Origin of the sequence: Rhodococcus sp. 14C212 (assembly GCF_011058195.1) — a bacterium.
GTDB lineage: Bacteria > Actinomycetota > Actinomycetes > Mycobacteriales > Mycobacteriaceae > Rhodococcus > Rhodococcus aetherivorans.
The window spans coordinates 1-19,649 of the sequence record NZ_JAALEH010000014.1 but is presented as its reverse complement, the minus strand read 5'-3'; the positions used below and the strand labels follow the sequence as shown (position 1 = coordinate 19,649).

17 protein-coding genes and 1 pseudogene are annotated in these 19,649 nt (G+C 68.6%); 16 read left to right on the top strand and 2 right to left on the bottom strand.

From position 1 onward, the window contains the following. Positions 1–36: 36 nt before the first annotated feature. The 3 genes from G6038_RS09260 to G6038_RS09250 are packed head-to-tail and all read left to right on the top strand — an operon-like array spanning position 37 to position 2,826. Positions 37–708, top strand: a complete 672-nt coding sequence (locus tag G6038_RS09260) for a hypothetical protein (protein ID WP_165037390.1) — start codon at positions 37–39, stop codon at positions 706–708. Beyond that, entirely contained in the window at positions 701–2,056 is a 1,356-nt protein-coding gene (locus G6038_RS09255; RefSeq protein ID WP_165037389.1) for a glutamine synthetase family protein, read from the top strand. Before G6038_RS09260 ends, G6038_RS09255 begins: the two co-directional genes overlap by 8 nt. Next, complete coding sequence (locus tag G6038_RS09250; RefSeq protein ID WP_165037388.1) at positions 2,053–2,826, top strand: gamma-glutamyl-gamma-aminobutyrate hydrolase family protein; 774 nt, start codon at positions 2,053–2,055, stop codon at positions 2,824–2,826. Before G6038_RS09255 ends, G6038_RS09250 begins: the two co-directional genes overlap by 4 nt. A 67-nt stretch (positions 2,827–2,893) precedes the next feature. Here G6038_RS09250 and G6038_RS09245 read toward each other — a convergent pair whose 3' ends face one another. Further along, positions 2,894–3,574: a TetR/AcrR family transcriptional regulator gene (locus G6038_RS09245; RefSeq protein ID WP_165037387.1), complete on the bottom strand. Its 681-nt coding sequence runs from the start codon at positions 3,572–3,574 to the stop codon at positions 2,894–2,896. Between the two features lie 492 nt (positions 3,575–4,066). Between G6038_RS09245 and G6038_RS09240 the strand changes: the two genes are divergently transcribed. The 10 genes from G6038_RS09240 to G6038_RS09195 all read left to right on the top strand — a co-directional run bounded on the left by G6038_RS09240 (position 4,067) and on the right by G6038_RS09195 (position 15,786). Beyond that, positions 4,067–5,707 (top strand): AMP-binding protein, encoded by a 1,641-nt coding sequence (locus G6038_RS09240; RefSeq protein WP_240918369.1) that lies wholly within the window; start codon positions 4,067–4,069, stop codon positions 5,705–5,707. Between the two features lie 10 nt (positions 5,708–5,717). Continuing rightward, positions 5,718–6,512 carry an enoyl-CoA hydratase/isomerase family protein gene (locus G6038_RS09235; protein WP_165037386.1) on the top strand — a complete coding sequence of 265 codons (795 nt, stop codon included), beginning with the start codon at positions 5,718–5,720 and terminating at the stop codon, positions 6,510–6,512. Continuing rightward, the gene (locus tag G6038_RS09230; RefSeq protein ID WP_165037385.1) at positions 6,512–7,606 is read left to right on the top strand and encodes a Zn-dependent alcohol dehydrogenase; all 1,095 of its coding nucleotides are present in this window, start codon (positions 6,512–6,514) and stop codon (positions 7,604–7,606) included. The genes G6038_RS09235 and G6038_RS09230 overlap by 1 nt, the downstream gene beginning before the upstream one ends. Positions 7,607–7,650: 44 nt before the next feature. After that, complete coding sequence (locus tag G6038_RS09225) at positions 7,651–9,108, top strand: aldehyde dehydrogenase (protein ID WP_165037384.1); 1,458 nt, start codon at positions 7,651–7,653, stop codon at positions 9,106–9,108. A 112-nt stretch (positions 9,109–9,220) separates the two neighbouring features. Beyond that, on the top strand, positions 9,221–10,885 hold the full coding sequence (locus G6038_RS09220) for an NAD(P)/FAD-dependent oxidoreductase (protein ID WP_165037383.1): 1,665 nt from the start codon (positions 9,221–9,223) through the stop codon (positions 10,883–10,885). Beyond that, on the top strand, positions 10,882–11,262 hold the full coding sequence (locus G6038_RS09215; protein ID WP_050035242.1) for a hotdog domain-containing protein: 381 nt from the start codon (positions 10,882–10,884) through the stop codon (positions 11,260–11,262). The genes G6038_RS09220 and G6038_RS09215 overlap by 4 nt, the downstream gene beginning before the upstream one ends. Continuing rightward, positions 11,259–12,557, top strand: a complete 1,299-nt coding sequence (locus tag G6038_RS09210) for an FAD-binding oxidoreductase (protein ID WP_165037382.1) — start codon at positions 11,259–11,261, stop codon at positions 12,555–12,557. The genes G6038_RS09215 and G6038_RS09210 overlap by 4 nt, the downstream gene beginning before the upstream one ends. A 77-nt stretch (positions 12,558–12,634) precedes the next feature. Continuing rightward, positions 12,635–13,330 (top strand): transporter, encoded by a 696-nt coding sequence (locus G6038_RS09205; protein ID WP_165037381.1) that lies wholly within the window; start codon positions 12,635–12,637, stop codon positions 13,328–13,330. Between the two features lie 107 nt (positions 13,331–13,437). Beyond that, a complete protein-coding gene (locus tag G6038_RS09200) occupies positions 13,438–14,796 on the top strand; it encodes an NAD(P)/FAD-dependent oxidoreductase (protein WP_165037380.1) in 1,359 nt (452 codons plus the stop codon). Between the two features lie 360 nt (positions 14,797–15,156). Further along, complete coding sequence (locus tag G6038_RS09195; protein ID WP_165037379.1) at positions 15,157–15,786, top strand: sigma-70 family RNA polymerase sigma factor; 630 nt, start codon at positions 15,157–15,159, stop codon at positions 15,784–15,786. 441 nt (positions 15,787–16,227) lie between these two features. On the opposite strand, the pseudogene G6038_RS31245 reads toward G6038_RS09195, so the two are convergent. Next, a pseudogene (locus tag G6038_RS31245) lies at positions 16,228–16,368 on the bottom strand (helix-turn-helix transcriptional regulator); the annotation flags it as partial. A 237-nt stretch (positions 16,369–16,605) separates the two neighbouring features. Here G6038_RS31245 and G6038_RS09180 point away from each other — a divergent pair. The 3 genes from G6038_RS09180 to G6038_RS09170 form a co-directional block, all read left to right on the top strand. Then, complete coding sequence (locus G6038_RS09180; protein ID WP_165037378.1) at positions 16,606–16,881, top strand: GlsB/YeaQ/YmgE family stress response membrane protein; 276 nt, start codon at positions 16,606–16,608, stop codon at positions 16,879–16,881. 796 nt (positions 16,882–17,677) lie between these two features. After that, on the top strand, positions 17,678–18,175 hold the full coding sequence (locus G6038_RS09175) for a hypothetical protein (RefSeq protein WP_165037377.1): 498 nt from the start codon (positions 17,678–17,680) through the stop codon (positions 18,173–18,175). 1,146 nt (positions 18,176–19,321) lie between these two features. Further along, the coding region (locus tag G6038_RS09170) for a wax ester/triacylglycerol synthase family O-acyltransferase (protein WP_240918368.1) at positions 19,322–19,649 on the top strand (328 nt) is incomplete at its 3' end.

The following is a 19,649-nucleotide window of genomic DNA, read 5'->3' as shown; positions in this document are numbered from 1 at the left end:
GCGCACACGATCTCGTCGACTCGAAAGGACAGAAGGATGACCGAAACGACGATCGTCCCCGCGACACGCGGGGACGACGCGGGCGGCGGGGTCGACATTCGGATCGAGGACGATGCAAGTCCGATCGTCCGGCTGATCGGTCGGACCATCGCCGATTCCGTCCGCGCGGACGGTGCGGACGCCGTCGTGGCAGGGGTTGCAGGCACAGTCGCCGTCCGCTCCCACGACACCCCGCAGGCTGCGACGATCCGCATCTCGGACGGTGTCGTCGCGGTGTCGAGCGGTGTGTTCGTCGAGCCCGACCTCACTTTGACCGTCGACCTGGACGCGCGGCTCGCCCTCGTCGGCGCGCCTGTTGTCGCAGGCGACGATGATTTCCCCGCTAGGGCGCTGGCGCTGCTGTCGCCGCCGCTACCGGACTGGCGGGTCGCCGCGGAGACGTTCTGGGCCGCGGCCCGATCGGTACCGGGGATCCCCGACGTGCTCGTCGCCATTGCGGACGGCCCCGACGGTGTGGCCCAGCTGGTCGTCGGCGAGGGCGAGACCCACTATGCGATCGCCGGCCCCCCGGAGTTGCTGGCCGGCATTTTCACGGGCGCCGACGACCTGATCGCCGCCCTGTCGACCGGTCTGATCGGCGTGCGCGGCACGTTATCTCAGCTGTCGGTGCTGGTCGCCGCATCCTGGAAGGTTCGTTACGATGTCTGAAATCGCCGCCACCGCAACGGAGCGCGACGCCGCCGTCCACACGGTCCGTCTCGAGGCCACCAATCACGATGGCTCGTTCCTCGGAAAGAACGTGGCGCCCAAGAAGTTCGCCGCGGGCGCGGCCTCAGGCTTCGCGTTCGCCGATCTGCTGTTCGGTCTCGACCTGGGCAACGCGCCGACGTTCGGATTCGCCTACCCCGGCTGGCGTGGGCACCTCGCCGACCTGCAGTTCCGGCCCGACATGTCGACCCTGGTGCAGTGGGAACCGGGTCTGCAGTCCGTGATCGGTGACTACTGGCAGGCGGACGGCACCCCGGTCGGGACCTGTCCGCGAAATCTGGCCCGAAAGCTGGTCGACCGACTCGCAACGCGCGGTTTCACGGCCACCGTGGCGGTGGAGATCGAGGCGACCCTGTTCGAGGAGTCCATCCACGAGGCCCGCGCCAAGGGATATCGCGACCTGACCCCGCTCGGTGGTTCCGCCGGAACCGCGTACCACCTGGCGAAGTCGAAGGACTGGGTCGACTACATGTCGGCGGTCTCCCGTCGCCTCGGCGAGATCGGCATCGAGTGGGAGGCGTGGAGCGACGAGGATGCGGCCGGCCAGGTCGAACTCAACCTGGTTCCCGGTGACCCGATCTCGGTCTGCGATGCCTGGGCTCGCACCCGGCAGGTGATGCGCGAGGTGGCGTTCGAACTCGGTCACACCGTGACCTTCATGGCCAAGCCGACGGCCGGGTACGGCCAGGCCTCGCACGTCAACCTGTCCCTGCAGCGCGACGGGGCCAACGCGTTCTACGCCGCGGACGGGCCGTCGCCGACGATGCGGCATGCGGTCGGCGGGCTCCTTGCGACGATGCGGGGTGCAACATCGATCATGCTGCCGCAGATCACCTCGTACCGCCGCCTGGTGGACCTGAGCGGGCCGCCGACGACGGTCACGTGGGGCATCAGCAACAAGAGCACCGCGGTGCGCGCGGTGTGCGGGCACCCGGCGTACTCCCGCCTCGAATACCGCGTTCCCGGCGCCGACGCGAACCTGTACCTCGCGGTCGCGGCCATTCTCGCCGGGGTGATCGCCGGCTTCGATAGCGCGATTGAGCCGCCCGAGTCGGTCACCGACATGGCGTGGTGTGTGCCCGACCTCGAGCGGTTGCCGGACACCATCACCAAGGCGGCCGCTGCTCTCGAGATGGACCCGATCCTGCGCGAACAGCTCGGGGACGAGTTCGTCGACTACTGGGTGGGCACGCGCCGCTGGGAGTGGATGCAGTTCCACACCACGGGCGGCGATCCGTTCGCCGAGCTCTCCGAATGGGAGTCGGCGCGATACTTCGAGTTCCCGTGAGCGCGGGGAACGCGACACCGGGCACCGTCCGGCCGATGATCGGCCTCACCGGCCGGCGGTTGCGGCTGGGGCTGGTGGGCGGCCTGGACCAGCGCTACGGTCACCTGTTCGCTGACGCCTTCATGTCCGACTTCTCGGACCGAATTGCCAGGGCCGGTGGGATTCCGGTGAACCTGCCCTACGATGCCGACCCGGGGGCACTGTGCCACTGGCTGGCGGGCGTGGTCATCACCGGCGGCCAGGACGTTCACCCCGCGTGCTGGGGTGGCGATCTGTCGGTGGTCGGCGACGTGGATCCGCGGGACGATCCGATGGTCCACGACCCCGACCGGGACGCGTACGAGATCGCGCTCGTGCATGCCGCACTTGCCAGAGACATCCCGGTCCTCGGGGTGTGCCGGGGCCTGCAGATCCTGAACGTCGCCTTGGGCGGCACGCTGATCGCAGACCTCCCGTCCGGCTCCGTCGAGCACCTGTCGGGTTCGGGTCCGCTCACCGACGGTGCCGACGACCACAAGGTGGCGTTCGCGCCCGGCTCGATCGCGGAACGACTGTTCGGCGCCAGCGCTGTGACCAACTCGTGGCACCACCAGGCGGTCGAGCGCTGCGGTACCGGCCTGGTGGTCACGGGGCGCGCGGCCGACGGCGTCGTCGAAGCGGTCGAGCTGCCGGGAGCGGCGGTGCTCGGTGTCCAGTGGCATCCCGAGTGGATGGAGCGCGACGATCCGGCGCTGAGCTGGATCGTCGCCGAGGGCCACCAGCGGATCTGACCCGGGAAAGACTGTCGGCCGCCACCGAAAGATGGCGGCCGACAGTTGTCCTTCGGTCGGCTCGGTATCAATCCACACTCACCCAGGACCCGAGCGAACGCAGGGTTTGCTCGGGCGAAGTCTTCGAGGCCCGGACCGGCGGCCCGGAGGCCTCGCCGAGGTGTGCGGCCATCCAGGCGTCGAGCACGCCGAGGACCACGTCGATCTGTGGCTCCGCCGCTGTGCGGTCGGTGAACACCAGCCAGTTCAGCGCGAAGCCGTCCGACAATACGGACACGAGGTAGGTCAGTTCGTCGAGGGTTTTCGGGTCGACCGACTGATCCGAAGCGGCCGCGGCGGCCTGGAGGATCGGCCGCATGGTCGCGAATGCTTCGTTGTACACCATCTCGGCCTGGTTGTCCTCCTGACGTTGGGCCCAGCTGATCAGCTCGACGATCGCCGCGCCGAAGTCCGGATTCGCCACGTACCACTCCAGCAGGCCGCGCAGCAGAGTGCGCGCGGTGGTCGCCACGTCGCCATGGACATCGTTGTGCGTCAGCACTTCTCGGTATCGACTGGCGACGTGATCGAAGACCGCCGCGAATAGCGCTTCCTTCGTGGCGAAGCAGTAGTGCAGCGTGGCCAGCGGAGCGTTTGCCTCCTGCGCGATGCGGCGGGTGGTGGCGCCGTCCACCCCGTGGGCGGCGATCATGCGCACGGCCGCTGCCACCAGTTCGGCGCGACGTTCAGCGGCGGGAATGCGAGCCATACGTGCCTCCTGGCGAATCAAATACGAACGACTGATCAAGTCAATCCGACGCTACCAGCCCGATGTGCTCGGGCGCGCTGACTGCACGTCCATCGACGCCGGCCTCCCCCTCGGTGCGACCCGCACCCGAAGAGCAGCGAGAACGACCGACATGAGCACGCTCGGCCAGAGTGAGGCGATCGGGCGGGTCAGTCCAGCAGGAGCCGTCCCACCAGCGTAGTGACCACCTGGGCCGCGCCGGGGGCCGAAAGAAATAGCCGTGCCGGCCAGCCCGGCCAGGAAAAAGAGGCACCCGGCACCTCTTACAGTCGTGTGTCTTGATCATATGACTATGTTCTTCTACACTATGACGGAACCCACAGTCCGGCGCCCTCGGCGATCGGAGGGTCCCAGGCCACGAGCTCATCGCGGATGCACCCTCACGACATGAGATCGGAAGCTGCACCCCGCATCAGCGCCGCCTCACACCCGACCAGCCCGAAGAGGATGACCATGACCGGAGTCGAAGCACTTCGACCAGAACGCGCGCCCGTCCTGACCCGGATGGCACAGGACCCGCCGATCGACAACCTCGTCGACCTCCTAACGGATCGAGCCGAGCGTTCCACCGGCCGGGAGTTTCTCCGGTTCGGCGACAAGTCCTGGACCTTCGGCGAGGTCGAGGAGTGGACGTCCGGACTGGCCCACCGACTGATCGACCATGACGATGTCCAGGTCGGTGACCGTGTCGCGATCATGCTGCCCAACGTGGTGCAGTGGCCGATCGCCTGGCTCGCGATCCTCAAGGCCGGCGGCGTCACGGTGCCGGTGAACTCGTCGTATCAGCGCGCAGACCTCGAATTCGTGCTCCGTGACTCCGGCGCTCGGGTGCTGATCACCGATGACGCGCACATCCCGCTTGCCGAAGAGGTGCGCGCCGCGAGCGACGATCTGGCCGACGTCCGGATCGTCGAAGCCGCATCGTGTGACGAGCTCGCGCAGTATCCGGCGGACCGGCCGCGGGTCGCCGTCTCCGGCGAGACGCTCGCGAACCTCCAGTACACCTCGGGGACCACCGGATTCCCGAAGGCGTGCATGCTGACCCATGACTATTGGGTCCGGCTGGGCTGGGTCTGTGCGAGCGCGGCGGGCCTGGGGGCCGACGACGTCGTACTCACCTCGCAACCGTTCTCGTACATGGACCCGCAGTGGAACACCGCGCTGTGCCTCACGATCGGCGCGCCGTTGGTGGTGCTGCCCCGGTTCTCCGCCTCGGGTTTCATGGCGGACGTCCGCCGACACCGGGCCACGTTCTGTTACGTGCTCGGCTCGATGCCCACGCTGCTGTTCAAGCAGCCGCCGAGCCCGCAGGACCGGGACAACGATCTGCGCCTCGTGCTGTGCTCGGCCATCCCCGTCCCGCTGCACGCGCAGCTCGAACAGCGCTGGGGCGCGCCGTGGCGGGAGATCTTCGGGATGACCGAAAGTGGGGTCGACCTGGTCAGCCTGCCCGAGAGCACGGCGGACGTCGGCAGTGGGCGGCTGGGGCGGCCGGTTCCGACCAAGCAGGTCCGGATAGTCGATCCGCAGGGCCGAGAGGTTGCCGAGGGAGAATCCGGTGAGCTGATCACCTCCGGCAGACCGATGATGCTCGGTTACTGGAACCGGCCCGACGACACCGCGCAGGTCCTGCGCGACGGCTGGCTGCACACCGGCGATGTCGCGGTCCGCGAGGAGGACGGCTACCGCCTGGTGGGCCGGCTCAAGGACATGGTCCGCCGCGGCGGGGAGAACATCTCCAGCGCCGAGGTCGAACGCGTCCTCGAATGCGACGACACCGTCGTCGCGGCGGCGGTGGTCGGCGTCCCGGACGAGCTGTTCGGCGAGGAAGTCAAGGCCTTTGTGCAGCTGTCCACCGGCGTGCAGGAGAGCCGCGCGACGGCAGAGCGAATCATCGGCGGCACGCGAACCCAACTGGCGCGGTTCAAGGTTCCGCGCTACGTCGAGTTCGTCGCCGATTTTCCGCGCACCCCGTCCGAGCGTGTGTCCAAGCCGGCGCTCGAGGCGCGTTCCGCCGAGCATCCCGGCACCACGTACGACCTGCAGCCGCCGCGCACCGCCGGCAACGGCAACGGCAACGGCAACGGCAACTGAGGAACCAGACATGACCGACAACTACCTGGACACCCACCTCGACCACGACGTCGCGGTGCTCACCCTGAACCGCCCGGCGAAGCTGAACGCGATGAACGTGGCCACGCGGGTGCTGCTCGCGCAGACGATCCGCCGGTTCGGAACGGGTGATCTCGTCCGCGGAATCGTCCTCACGGGCACCGGGCGGGCCTTCTCCGCCGGTGAGGACCTGCAGACCGTGCCGACCAGCTACGACGAGATTCGCGAGGCCGTCGCGACTTTCCACGACATCACCCGCGCAATTCTCGAGACGAAGGTTCCCGTGATCGCGGCCGTGAACGGGATCGCGGTCGGCGGCGCCTCGGAGGTCACCCTGTGCTGCGACTCGCGGATCGGCACCCCCGAGGCCGAGTACTTCCAGCCGGAAAACCACCGCGGAATCATCATCTCGAACGCCTCGAGCTTCCTGATGGGCCGCCTGGTACGCAACCACGCGATGCGCATCATCCTGGGCTCCGAGCGGATCGGCGCGGACGAAGCCCTACGGATCGGGCTGCTCGACGAGATCGTGACCCCGCAGACACTGCTGGACCGCGCGGTCGAAGTGATCCGGCAGTGGAACTGCGATCCTCGCATCACCGCACTGCATCTGGGTCTGCTGCGGCCGTACCCGGAAGACATCGAGGCCGCATTCGCCCGCGAAGACGACGCCGCCCGCCAGGCCTGGGAGTCCGGCGCCTTCACCGAAGGCATCGGGAGCTTGTGGACATCGAAGAACGCGGCGCCGTCGGCGCCCGCACAGAGCACTCGAGAGCGGAGACGATGATGATCACCACCGAAGCAGCACTTCTCACCGCGGTGAACGAACCGCTGGAGTTCACCGAGATCCAGGTCGACGACCCGGAGCCCAACGAAGTCCGCTTGGCGGTCTCGAATGTCGGCCTGTGCCACAGCGACCTGCACTACATGACCGGAACCGTGGGCGCCGACCTGCCCGTGGTGGTCGGGCACGAGGTGGCGGGCGTCGTCGAGTCGGTCGGCTCCGCGGTGACCTCGGTGCGTCCGGGTGACCGCGTCGTCGGCGCCCTCACGCCCTCGTGCGGGTGGTGCCGCAACTGCCAGGCCGGGCACTCGACGCAGTGCCAGCGTGTCGCGCAGATCCGGCAGCGGCCCCGCCCCGCTTTCCAGCTGCCGGGAGGTCAAGTCGTCGAGCGGCTCGGCGACGTCGGCGCGTTCTCCCGCCACACCCTGATGCGGGAGAACGCGCTGGTGAAAATGCCCGACAAGGTGGGGCTGCACGTCGGGTGCCTGCTGTCGTGCTGCATCATCACCGGCGTCGGCGCCGTCTTCCGCGGCGCGCAGGTACGCCCTGGCGCCACCGTGGCCGTGATCGGCTGCGGCGGTGTCGGGTCGGCCATCATCCAGGGGGCGCGGCTCGCCGGTGCCTCGGCGATCGTCGCCGTGGATCTCGACGATGCCCGGCTCGCGGCGGCCCGTACGTACGGTGCCACACACGTGGTGAACGGCGCGGTCGATGTCCCCACCGAGATCCGGACGGTACTCGGCGACGGCGTGGACTATTCGTTCGAGGCCGTCGGTTCCGCGCGTACCGCGGCGACCGCACTGTCGGTCCTGCGGGCCACGGGCACCGCATGCCTGGTCGGCATCGCCCCCGACGGCACCGACCTCACGGTGCCGGCCTCGGACTTCTTCTTCGGGGAGAAGCGCCTCATCGGCTCCTACATGGGCTCGGGCCACGCCCACGAGGACATCACCCAGTTCGCCCGTCTGTACCTGCAGGGCCGCCTGCTGCTCGACGAAATGGTCACCGACGTGATCCCGTTCCGCGAGATCGACAAGGGCTTCGAAGCGATGGGGTCGGGCGAGGTGACCCGCATCGTCGCCGACCTCACCGTGTGAGCACACCGACCCCGCCCCCACCGACGCACCGAAGGAAGCCGCAGATGTCGAACCCGCACCTGCCCCAGCCGACCAACTACATCGCCGACGAGTGGTCCGAGTGCCGGACGATCCCGGAGGCGTGGAATCTCGATCCCAACACCGGCCAACCCGTCCACCGCGCCGTCACCACCAGCTCGGACGACGTGGAGCGCGCACTACGCCATGCCGAGCGGTTCTACCGCTTCCGACGCTGGGATGACGCGGCGAGCGAGGAACGCGCGGCGGTCATCGAGCGTGCGGCCGACGTCGTCGAGGCCCGGATCGAGGACATCGCCCGGACCGATGCTCTCACCAGCGGCGTCCCGATCGCGAAGGCTCGGATGGTCGCGCAGTTCCTTCCGCACCGGATCCGCTCGTCGGCGGCGGATCTGCGCACCATCCCGCGTCGCACGGCGCTGGAGGCCGGCGGCCGCGACGTGCGGCTGTACAAGGTTCCGTGGGGCCCCGCAGCCATCCTCACCCCGTGGAACGGCCCTAGTTTCATCCCCGCCGCGAAGATGGTGAGCGCGCTGGCCGCCGGCTGCCCCGTCATCCTCAAACCGTCCGAGCACGCGCCGAGCAGCGCCCAGATCATCGTCGAGTGCTTCGTCGAGGCCGGCCTGCCCGACGGTGCGCTGCAGCTCGTCCACGGCGCGGGCGACGTGGGCGCGGCACTCACCGGCGATCACCGCGTGAAAATCGTCTCGTTCACCGGCGGCCCGAACGCCGGCCGCGCGATCGCCCGCGCGGCGGCCGAAGACTTCAAGGTGCTCCAGCTCGAGCTCGGCGGCAACAACCCGGCCCTCGTGCTGGACGACGCCGACATCGACGTGGCCGCCGACGCGATCCTGGACGGGATGACCAAGCTCAACGGTCAGTGGTGCGAGGGCCCCGGAAAGGTGCTGGCGCACAAGAGGCTCGTCGAGCCGCTGCTCGACGCGCTGCTCGATCGGATCTCCCGTATCGACATCGGGCACTCGCTCGAGGAGAACACGCAGCTGGGTCCGATCTCGAACGCCCCGCATTTCGCCACGCTGCAGAGCCGGATCGACGAGCTGCGGGCTCACGGTGCGAGCATCCATCAGCCCGCAAAGCTGCCCACACTCGACGGGTTCTTCCTTTCGCCCACCGTCGCGTCGGGAGTCGACGCGTCGGTGGCGACCGCCGAGTTGTTCGGGCCGCTGATCAGTCTGCATGCCGTGGAGTCCGATGAGGACGCCCTGCGCGTTGCCAACGCCGACCCCTCGGGTCTCGACGCGTACGTGTTCGGCGGCGATCTGGACCGCGCGATCGAGTTCGGATCCCGGGTGCTGGCGGGTGAGGTGCGTGTCAACGGGGCCAAGATCGCCGATCTCGCCGACGGCTCGGCCCAGAGTTTCTGGGGTACTTCCGGAATCGGCGGTCACGCCCCCGGGGAGTCCGTCCGGGTGTTCTGCGGCGACCGCGTGGTCGGCGTCGACGCACCCGATTTTCCGATGTAGCGACTGCGGCTGCATTCGCCACACCCCTTGACTGTGACCGGGACCACTGGTCTACTTCTTCTAAGTCATTTGATTCAGTCATTTGACCGTTTCGATGAAAGCGACACATGCCATGAACCCCACCCCCTCCTCGACGACCGCGGTCGTCGATGTCATCGGTGTCGGCGCCGGATTCTCCGGGCTCTACCTCTCCCACCGGCTCACCACCGCCGGGTGGACCTTCACCGGTTTCGAAGCCGGCCCCAGCGTCGGCGGCACCTGGTTCTGGAACACCTACCCGGGGGCCCGCTGCGACGTCGAGAGCATCTACTACTCGTACTCGTTCGACGAGGCACTCCAGCAGGAATGGACGTGGAGCCAGCGATTCGCACCGCAGGCCGAGATCCTCAGCTACATCAACCACGTCGCCGACCGCTTCGACCTGCGCAAGCACTTCACGTTCAATACCCGCGTGGTCGGCGCGAGATGGAACGCGGCCGACCGGCTGTGGGAGGTGCAGCTGGACAACGGCGAGACCCGCCGCAGCCGCTACCTGATCTCGGGCGCCGGCGGCCTGTCCACCCCCAAGGACTTCGACGTGCCGGGCCTCGAGAACTTCACCGGTCTCCAGGTGTCCACCAGCCGGTGGAACATCCCGCTCGACGACCTCGCCGGCAAGCGTGTCGCCGTGATCGGCACCGGATCCTCAGGCGTGCAGGCCATCCCCCTGATCGCACAGGTCGCCGAACACGTCACCGTGTTCCAACGCACCCCGAATTACGTAATGCCGGCCCGCAACACCGACCTCTCCCCAGCGCAGATCGACTCCATCAAAAGCAACTACCCGACGATCCGCGAGGAATGCCGACACTCCCCCGGAGGCATCCCCGACCGTCCCGCGGCCGACAAGGCCTTCGACGTGTCGGACGAGGAGCGTCAGCGGCGCTACGAGGCGGCCTACGAGCTCAGTGGCTTCAACGGCGTCGGTGCCGAGTTCGCCGACCTGCTCACCGACGTCGAGGCGAACCGGACCGCCTCGGAATTCATCCACAACAAGATCCGGGAGATCGTCAAGGATCCGGCCACCGCCGAACTGCTGGTGCCCAAGTACCACCCTCTAGGCGCCAAGCGCAGCTGCTTCGGAACGGACTACTACGAGACCTTCAACCGGCCCAACGTGTCGTTGGTGTCGCTGCGCGACGAGCCGATCGAGACGATGACCACGAACGCAATCGTCACCTCGACGGGGACGTACGAGGCGGATGCCGTGGTGCTCGCCATCGGGTTCGACGCCTTCACCGGCCCCCTGTACGGGCTGAACCTCACCGGCGCCTCCGGCCGGAAACTGCAACAGGCCTGGCACGACGGTATCCGCACGTACCTCGGGATCATGACCACGGACTTCCCCAACTTCTTCATGATCGGGGGCCCGCAGAGCCCCGCACTGGCGAGCAACGTGGTGATGACCATCGAACAGGCCGTCGACTGGATCGCCGACCTGCTCGAGCACACCCGCGACTGCGGCGCCACCGTCGTCGAGGCCACCGCCGAGGGCCAGAACGACTGGGTGAACATCACCGAGGAGACCGTCGCCGCCACCCTGTACGCCACCACCGACTCCTGGTACCGCGGCTCCAACGTCGCCGGCAAGCCCAACACCTTCATGGGCTACGTGGGCGGCGTCGGCAAGTACCGCCGCATGTGCACCGAGATCGCCAAACGCGGCTACCCCGGCATCCAACTCGACGGCGAGGCACAGTCCCGCCACCTGGGCCCCATCCATCAGGAGATCTCATGAGCACGGCAGTCCACCGACGCTACGTCGCCTTCTCCGACGCGCACTACGCGGGCAATCTGGTCGACGGCGCCTTCGCCCTGAAGTTGTTCGGAGACGTCGGCACGAACCTGTCGATCGAGATCGACGGCCACGAGGGCCTGTTCGCCGGCTACTCGTCCGTCGAGTTCCTCGCCCCGGTCCGCGGCGGCGACGTCGTCGAGGCCGAGGCCACGCTGGTGAAAAAAGGCAACCGCAGCCGCACGGTCGACTTCGAGCTCCGGGTGATCTGCCGCGCGGCGGACGACTCCGGCCGGTCCGAGGTCCTCGAATCGCCGCTGGTCGCGGTGCGCGCTCGCGGCACCGCGGTCATCCCCGCCGGGAAGGAGCGAGCGTCATGAAACTGATCCACGAGACGGGTTGGGCCCCACCACCCGCCACCGTCGAACCACCCCTGACCGGTGACATCGACTGCGATGTCGTGGTGATCGGAGGCGGCGGGGGCGGCATGTCGGCCGCCCTCCGCCTCGCCGAGAAGGGCGCCGACGTGGTCCTCCTCGAGGCACAGACCCTCGGCTGGGGCGCCAGCTCCCGCAACGCCGGATACATCACGAACTCGGTCGCCGCCGACCCGGAGCTGCTGGGTCTACTGCTCAAGCCTGAGCGGCTGCGCAACCTGTACCGGTACGCCGAGAACGCGGTGCACTTCGCCGAGGACGCCATCACCCACCACGGGATCGACTGCGGCTACCAGCAGGCCGGCATCGTGATGGCCGCGGTGTCCAAGGGGCAGTTGCGGCGCGCGCGCCGCAACGCGAAGGTCTTGGCCGAGGCCGGATCGTCGGCCGAGTTCGTCGAGGGTCGTGCGGCGGGCCTTCCGGACGGATTCCTGGGCGGAGTGCGCGAGGGCGTCGGCGGCACGCTCAACCCGGGTGAGTTCGTCCTCGGCCTGCGGGCCGCGACGATCGCGTCCGGTGTGCGCGTCTACGAGCACACCCCCGCCCGCGACGTCACGGACACCGGCGGCGGGGTCACCGTCGACACCCCGGACGGACGGGTTCGGGCTCGCAAAGCACTGCTGACCACCAACGCCGACAGCGCGGGCCTGTCCATCGCGCCGAAGAACCTCGCCACCCCGGTGTGGACCTCCCTGGTCGAGACCGAACCCGTCACCCCCGAGCGACTCGACGAGATCGGCTGGACCAGCCGCGCCCCGATGGTCACGCTGCACATGATCCTCGAGAACTACCGCCTCACCCCCCGGGGCACCATCGTGTTCGGCACCCGCCGCCTACAGACCGGCCGGACCCCCCTCCCGGACCGCACCCCCGACCAGCACGTCGCCGACGACCTCGTCCGCGGATTCCACGAGCGATTCCCAGGCCTGCGCGACGTCCCGCTGCAGCAGGCCTGGGGTGGCTGGATCGGCATGAGCTCCACGTGGCTCCCCGTCGCCGGCGAGGCCTCCGACAACGTGCTCTACTCACTCGCCTGCAACGGCCACGGCTTCGCCCAGGCACAGTACGTGGGCCATCTGCTGGCAGACCGGATCAGCGGCGCGGCGCTGCACGACGATCTGGCGGCGATCTGGCACGGCCGCAAGCACTTCCGACGCAGCTTCGTCAGCCGCCCCGCCCTGTACGCAGGCTGGCTCGCCGATCGCGCCTCGGACCGCCTGGCAGCCCTGACGAAATAACAAATCGCCCCGACCCGGTTGCTCGGATTCTTCATCGCTCATCCGAACGGCTGATGTCACCACGCAAGGAGAAGGCCATGTCCATCCGAGAACTGCTCTTCGCGGCCGCGGACATCTGGATGATCACCGTCGGATTCACCTACGGAATCAAGTTCCTTCGGAACTACAAGAACTATCTGCTCGGCATCGAGTGGATCATCGTCGCGACGTCGGGTACGAACTTCCTGATCTACGGCCTCGTCGAGGCTGGTCACGACAGCCCGATGTACGCCGTCGCATACTTCCTGGACGCCTTCTCCCGGTCCATCGGTATCACGCTGATCCTGGTGCTCGGACTGATGAAGGTCACCCACCGGTACAAGCCGTCCGCGGCGGTGGACATCAGCGCGTTCGCTCTCGCGACCGTGGTGGGCATCGTCCTCAGCCAGTTCGCTGAGGAGATCGGCACGCCCGGCAAGATTTTCTACATCGTGGCCAACGTGCTCACCACGATGTTCCTGACCTACTTCGTCCAGCGCCTGTGGAACATCGGCGAGCGCGGGCATGCTGTGTGGGCCGCCGTCGCCACCGCCTGCGGGTTCGTCATCGCCGCGACCTACGACTTCGTCCACATCCCGGGCGACGACGCGGAGCACACGATCTTCTACATCTTCGCCCTGTCCACCTGGGGCCTGCAGATGTTCGTCTACTACCGCGCCTACCGGGCGTTCGACGCCCACAACAAGCGCGTCGACGCCCAAGCGGTCAGCAGCGACGCTCCAGCCACGGCTTGAGCCAGGCCGTGGCCCTACCAGGTTCGAAGCGTCGCTGACCGCGACCGGTGGTCGGCAGCAATTCGCCGGCCCTTCCCTTCCGATCGATCTACAGCCAGGAAACGACTATGACAACGCACCCAGCCCACGAAGAGACCACCGAGGTAGTCGTCGTCGGCGCCGGAATGGCAGGTTTGACGGCGGCGACCACGCTGGCGCCGGAGATCGACGTGGTTGTGCTCGAGTCCACCGATCGCACGGGCGGGCGAGTCGAGACCGTGCGGCAGGGCGACTACTGGATCAATGTCGGCACCCAGTTCACCGAGGGCACAGGCACGCTGATCGATGCGCTCAACCGGCACGGCATCGAGATGGGTTCGCTCGCAGGCAAGAGCATCGCGCTGTACCTGAACGGCGGGGTGAGCGACACCTCGAATCCCGTCGCGCTCATGTTCCGCACACGGATGACCATGCTGGACCGTCTCGGGATGGCCATGGTCGGTGCACGCATCCTGGCGGTGATGCCGTTCCTGGAGTCGCAGCGCCGGATCGCGCAACGGGTTCGCGCCAGGCTCGACACCACGCTGGCGTCGTACCTACTCAAGGGAGTCCGGTCGGAGCTGGCCGCCGCTGTCGTCCGGTCGTGGTCGGCGCAGTGGATGGGATGCGAGGTGGAGGAGACGGCCGCCACCCAGTTCGTCACGTCGGTGGGCCTCGCGCTGGCCGACCCGGCGAAGATCCCGAACTTCTCGCTGCCGGTGGGTGGCAACCAGACGCTGACCGACGTGCTGACGGAGGATCTCGGTGACCGGATCCGGCTGAACACGGCGGTGCACTCGGTGCGGCAGGACGGTGACGGCGTGGTCGTCGACTATCACGACGGTGACCGACCGGTGCGGCTGCGGGCCAAACGCGCGATCGTGACCACACCCGCCGACATCGCCGAGCGGATCATCCCGGATCTCCCGCAGCAGCACCGGAACGCATTCAACGACATCACCTACGGCCGGTACGTGATCGTCGGATTCTTCACCGACGAAGTCGGGCCGCAGCGCTGGGACGACCACCTCGGCGTCTCTACGCCGCAACTGTCATTCCAGGCGATGTTCAACCACGCCGCGGCGATGCGGAGCGGCGACAAGCGAAAACCGGGTGGAGCCCTGGCTTGTTTCGCCGGCGGCGCTCAGGCCGACTCTTTGCTCGACCTGCCCGACGAGGAGATCGTGTCGCGATTCGCCAAGGACCTACTCGCCGTGTTCCCCGAGCTGGAAGGGAAACTGGGCGAGGGCATCGTGCGGCGCCACCGCCGGGTCGTGCCCTTCTGGGCGCCCGGGCGGAGGAACTCGCTTCCGACGTTGCGTGATCCGCTCGGACCCATCTACCTCGCCGGCGACTACCAGCTCGATCTGCCGTCGCTCGCCGACGCAGCCACGTCAGGCGAACGAGCGGCGAACGCCGTACTGGCGAACCTGAACCGACCGCGATAGACGAGGACCCGACAGCCCAGCGTGATCAGTCGTTTCCCCAGACTGCCGGGGTGCGGGGTAGGTCGTCAACGAACCGCACCGGTTCGTCGACACCGCGACGGTTGGCTGAAGGACCGGGCTTGCGCGCTACGTTTCCAGGGTCAGCATTGCTCTCACCTCCTCACCGCGCTTCTACCGGTACGTCGAACCGGAACACCGGAGATCGACATCGTCACCCATACCGACGAGGCACCCCGGATTCGGACGCACGGTGCGTCCCTTCGTGGTGACCGCCGTCGGTACCTGTACGCGATGATCCCTTGGGGGGTCGCCACCGCGCCGCCGGACAGGGATGCTGGAGACGGAGAGGAACCATAGAGCATGAGCGAGGACACGGCCACCACCGCGACGACATCCCAGTCGGTACCAGCCGATCTCGATCAGCTCTGGCGCCGCTTCTCCGCCGATCTGCGGGCGTTCATCGCCCGCCGGGTCTCACGCCCGGAGGACGCCGATGACATCTTGTCGATCGTGTTTCTGCGGATGGCCAAGAGCTTGGACGATCTGCGTGAGCAGGACCGGCTCCTGGGGTGGATGTATGCCATCACGCGCAACGCGATCACCGACTACTACCGGTCGGCGGCGCATCGGCGTGAACTGGCCGTCGACACCGTCCCCGACCATTCTCCCGACGGCGAAATCGAGGCCGACGAGGCGGCGGAGAAGGAACTCGCCTCCTGCCTGGTGCCGATGCTCTCCCGGCTACCCGCCGAGCAGGCCGCGGCGGTGAAGATGGTCGACCTCGACGCCCGCACCCACGCCGCGGCCGCCGACGAGGCGGGAATTTCGGTGTCCGGGATGAAATCCCGGGTCCAGCGCGGCCGTGCCGCTCTCCAGGCCCAATTGCACGCGTGCTGTCGGATCAGCCAGGACCGCACCGGCCACGTGCACGACTACCAGCCCCGCGGCGGATCCTGCGCCTGCGGAGCCACCCCACCGGCGGACCGGTAGACCGGCACACCGGCTCTGATGTCAGCGTTCAATCGTCTGCACGCCATCACGCACGGACAGCGGTGCGGTGCGAGCCCCCATCGCTCGCACCGCACCGCCGTGCTGCCCGATGATGAGGATTACCGGCACCCGCACCCGCCGCTCGCCGTTGCCGCCGGACCGCAGCACGTCGCCTTCTCGCTGTGATCGCAGCAGGTGGTTTGTCGTTCGGTACTGCAACACGCGGGCGCCGCAGCCTGCGGTGTTGCGTCCGTCCGATCCGTTACCGGGTTTTCGAACTCGTTGGGGGTTGGTCACGGTGACTCCTGGATCCGGGGGGATGGGTACCAGATCAGACGGAGAAGATCGCGAAAGGACGCAGCCCGAAAGGACGCAGCCCTCGGAAACAGCGGGGGACAGAATCGTCGCAGAGGAGGTGGGGGGTGGCGCTTTCGTGCGGACCGGTTCGTCGGTAGCAGCAACTTCGATGAGGTCGTCGACTCCGCCGTCGACGATGCCGCACAGCGCAGCGAGGGTGCCCAGGCTCAGCCGTTGCGGGGTGCGGGTGACCAGGCGGTAGACCTGTTCGCAGGACAGGTGCACGGCCGCGACCTTCTCGTGTCCGGCCCCGGCGCCCACGATGCGGTCGCCGCCCGTGCCGGCCGGATGTTCGAGGACCAGAACCTGCGGACAGGACGAATGTGCTGTTCGGGATCTGGGTGCAGGTGTGGGTGGCCGTCGTCGGGGTACCCGTCGCAACACAGGGCCGTCGGCATCGAGTTCGACGCGCCACCAGCACCGGCCGAGGATCTCGACGGTGCGGCAGAAAGGACATCCACGATGCTCGGACTGGGAATCATCGGCTGGATCATCATCGGCGGACTGGCCGGCTGGATCGGCAGCAAGATCATGCACACCGACGAACAACAAGGGATCCTGCTCAACATCGTCGTCGGCGTCGTCGGCGGACTCATCGGCGGCTTCCTGCTGAGCCTGTTCGGGGTCGATGTCAAAGGCGGCGGGTTGATCTTCAGCTTCCTGACGTGCCTGCTCGGAGCACTGATCCTGCTGTTCGTGCTCAAGGCCGTCACCGGACGCCGCCACGCCCACCGCTGAGAGCCGGCCCCACCCCGTCATGGTCCTTCGTCGTGGTGCGCGCGAACCGGCGCACCACGGCACTGCTCAGCCCGGTACTTCCCGGTGTGCCCGGTACTTCCCGGCCGCCGGCTGAGCTCGCGACCTGTGCGCGTCGCGTCCGGCGCCCGCACAGTGCCCCACCCCAGGTGTGCTGCTGTCCTGCCGTCTCGAACACCGAGCAACCCCCTCACTCCCCCATCGATCCTGGTACCCACGAACTGGGCCCAGCGCAGGCCTGCCCGACGCTCAGGGGTCCGCCCGTGGCAGCACGTGTCCCTTTGCTCCTCGCGGCGGCCCGGTGGCGCAGGCCGGGCCCTCGGAACCGGAAGGACTCATCCTCGGTGGACAGGCGAACACGACGCCCATGAGCAAAGTCCGCTGAACCGATTCAGGGTCCCCGCCGATGAGTCCGGCGCCGTGTCCTATCTGAAAGATCCACCTCAGCAGACCAAACGCCCCCGAGGCTCAGCCCGGCCCTGGCAACCGCCTTGACCAGCAGCATCACGGCGCCGAACGCGAAGAACAACGCGGCCGGACGATCCACACGCGCACCCCGTGAACAGCGCGCCGCTGTCCGTCCGCTCGCCGCGCAGCATAGAACCGGCCGCACCGGGCCACCCCCGCACGGGCCTCCGCCCACCCGCCGATCGGGCACCACCGCGTCACCCGCACCCGCGCTGTTACCTGTGCCCTAAGGTAACCCCTTGCGCCGGCAGGGATCTCGACTACCGTCGAGGTGTCCGTGACCACACGCGACCCCCACCGGAGGAGACCTATGACGTCCCCCGCAACACCCAACAACCCCAAGACCGCGCCCGCAATCTCCAAGCCTGCCCCGGCGACACCGAAGACGGTCGCGGCCTCACCGGGCGTCAGCGGGCCCTCAAGCACCGCCGACGACGCCAGCGAACTGGAGATCGCCGCCGACGCCGCCAGCGAGGCCACCGAAATCGCCGCCGCTCTCGCGGTGGAGGCCACCGAGCCCGAACCCGAGCCTGAACCCGAGGCCGGCACCGGTCTCGCCGCGACCGTCGCGGACTCCGCCGGACAGTTCCGCGCCGTCAACGACAACCTCCTCGCGACCGCCAAGCTGACCGGAACCCTCACCCTCGACACCTACGAAAACACCCTGCACACCCTCCTCGCGCTGGAGGAGCGGGTCGGCACCCTCAGCGGACCCGGCTGGATCGGCGAGTTGACTCGGGCGCACGTCGCGCTCGTCACCTCGGTGAGCAGTCCGGTGTTCGCCGCTGCCCGCCACGCCCTGCAATGACCCCCTGACCTGCCTCTGGACCCGGCCCGGCCGCCGAGGGGTGGCCGAGCGGGGTCGATCTGGAGCCGCCGGCACCTCCCGTACCACTACCCGGGAGGTGCCGACGGCAGTGCGCACCGGGACCGGTGCCGTCGACGGGGAGCCGACGTCGGCACCGTTCGTCTCCGTGCTTTGCCGGCTCACTTCCCGCGCGCACGAGGACCGGGAACTGTCGCAGTTGTCCCGGTGAACGTCCACGTCGCCGCCCCAGGCTCGGACGCCTGCGGCGAGCTGCCCCCGAGCAGGGCGGTCCCCCGGCCCGAAAGCGACCCGCCGGGGTCGGGGAACCGTCCGGTCAACCCGGCCCCGGCCGGCATGACCGCCGTGCGCAGCGTGCGCCGGCGACCGAGGACATAGCCGGCCGCGACGCCGGCGGCCGTCCGGGTGTCGCTCGCATGAGCGATCTCCTTCGATCGACGCTCGTCCCGCGAGGCGGCCGACGGTCCGGTGGTTCTCCGGTGGCGGGCGGAATACTCCGGTGGCGGGCGGAATACTCCGGTGGCGGCTGCGACCGGGCGCAGGTCCGGCCACCGTATCGGGTGGTCCGCACTTTTCGAGTGAATGATGTTGTCGGACAACGCCTCGCGTCCTCGCGTGCGGGTCCGGGGCGACCGGAGTCACCGGCCGCGGGCGACGCAGGCGTCACCCTTCCATCATGCCGCTTTCCGCCGGGCCGCGGCCAGAACACCGGCGTTCTGCGGCGCACCGGTGCCGGGCCCGCTCTGTCGCGACGCCTCCGGCGACCTTTCGCCCCCACGCGCACGAATGCCCTGCCCCGGGGGGTCGGGCAGGGCATCCGCCTCGGGCGCGGGCCCGAGTCCACAGCCCCACCTGCAGGGGGGAGAAGAGGCGGGCTGTGGCAGTTCCTGCACTCGGTGTCGCCACCGGTGCAGCCCCAGTATACCCACCCGGGTACGGTCCCGCCCGGGGGCCCTGCCGGTCGCCGTGACCGGTCGTCGGCGGCTGGGAGACATCGCCGGCGGATACGGCGGTTTCGGTGCTCGGGGGGCGGCGGGGGCGGTATGCACGGTAGCGAGCGAACCCGAGGGTGCCCGGTCGGATCCCGCGAGAGATCACCACGTCCAGGAGAAGAGTGCCATGCCGGCGATGAGCGTGTCCGAGGCCCTGTTCCTGCTGCTCGAGACGCCGTCCCGGCCGCTGCACCTGGGTGCGTTGGCGGTGTTCGAGCCACCCCCGGACGCGCCCGACGCGCCCGCCCGCCGCCTGTTCGAGACGCTGCTCACCCACGGCGAGGTGGCCGAGGTGCTGCGCCGGCGCCCGGCTCGGCCGCTGCGCGGCCTGGGCTATCCCTGCTGGTCCCGGGCGGACGAGGTGGATCTGGGCTATCACGTGCGGCACGCCGCCGTGCCCGGATCCGGCTCGCCGGCGGAGCTGCTGTCGCTGGTCTCCCGGATCCACAGCATCCCCCTCGACC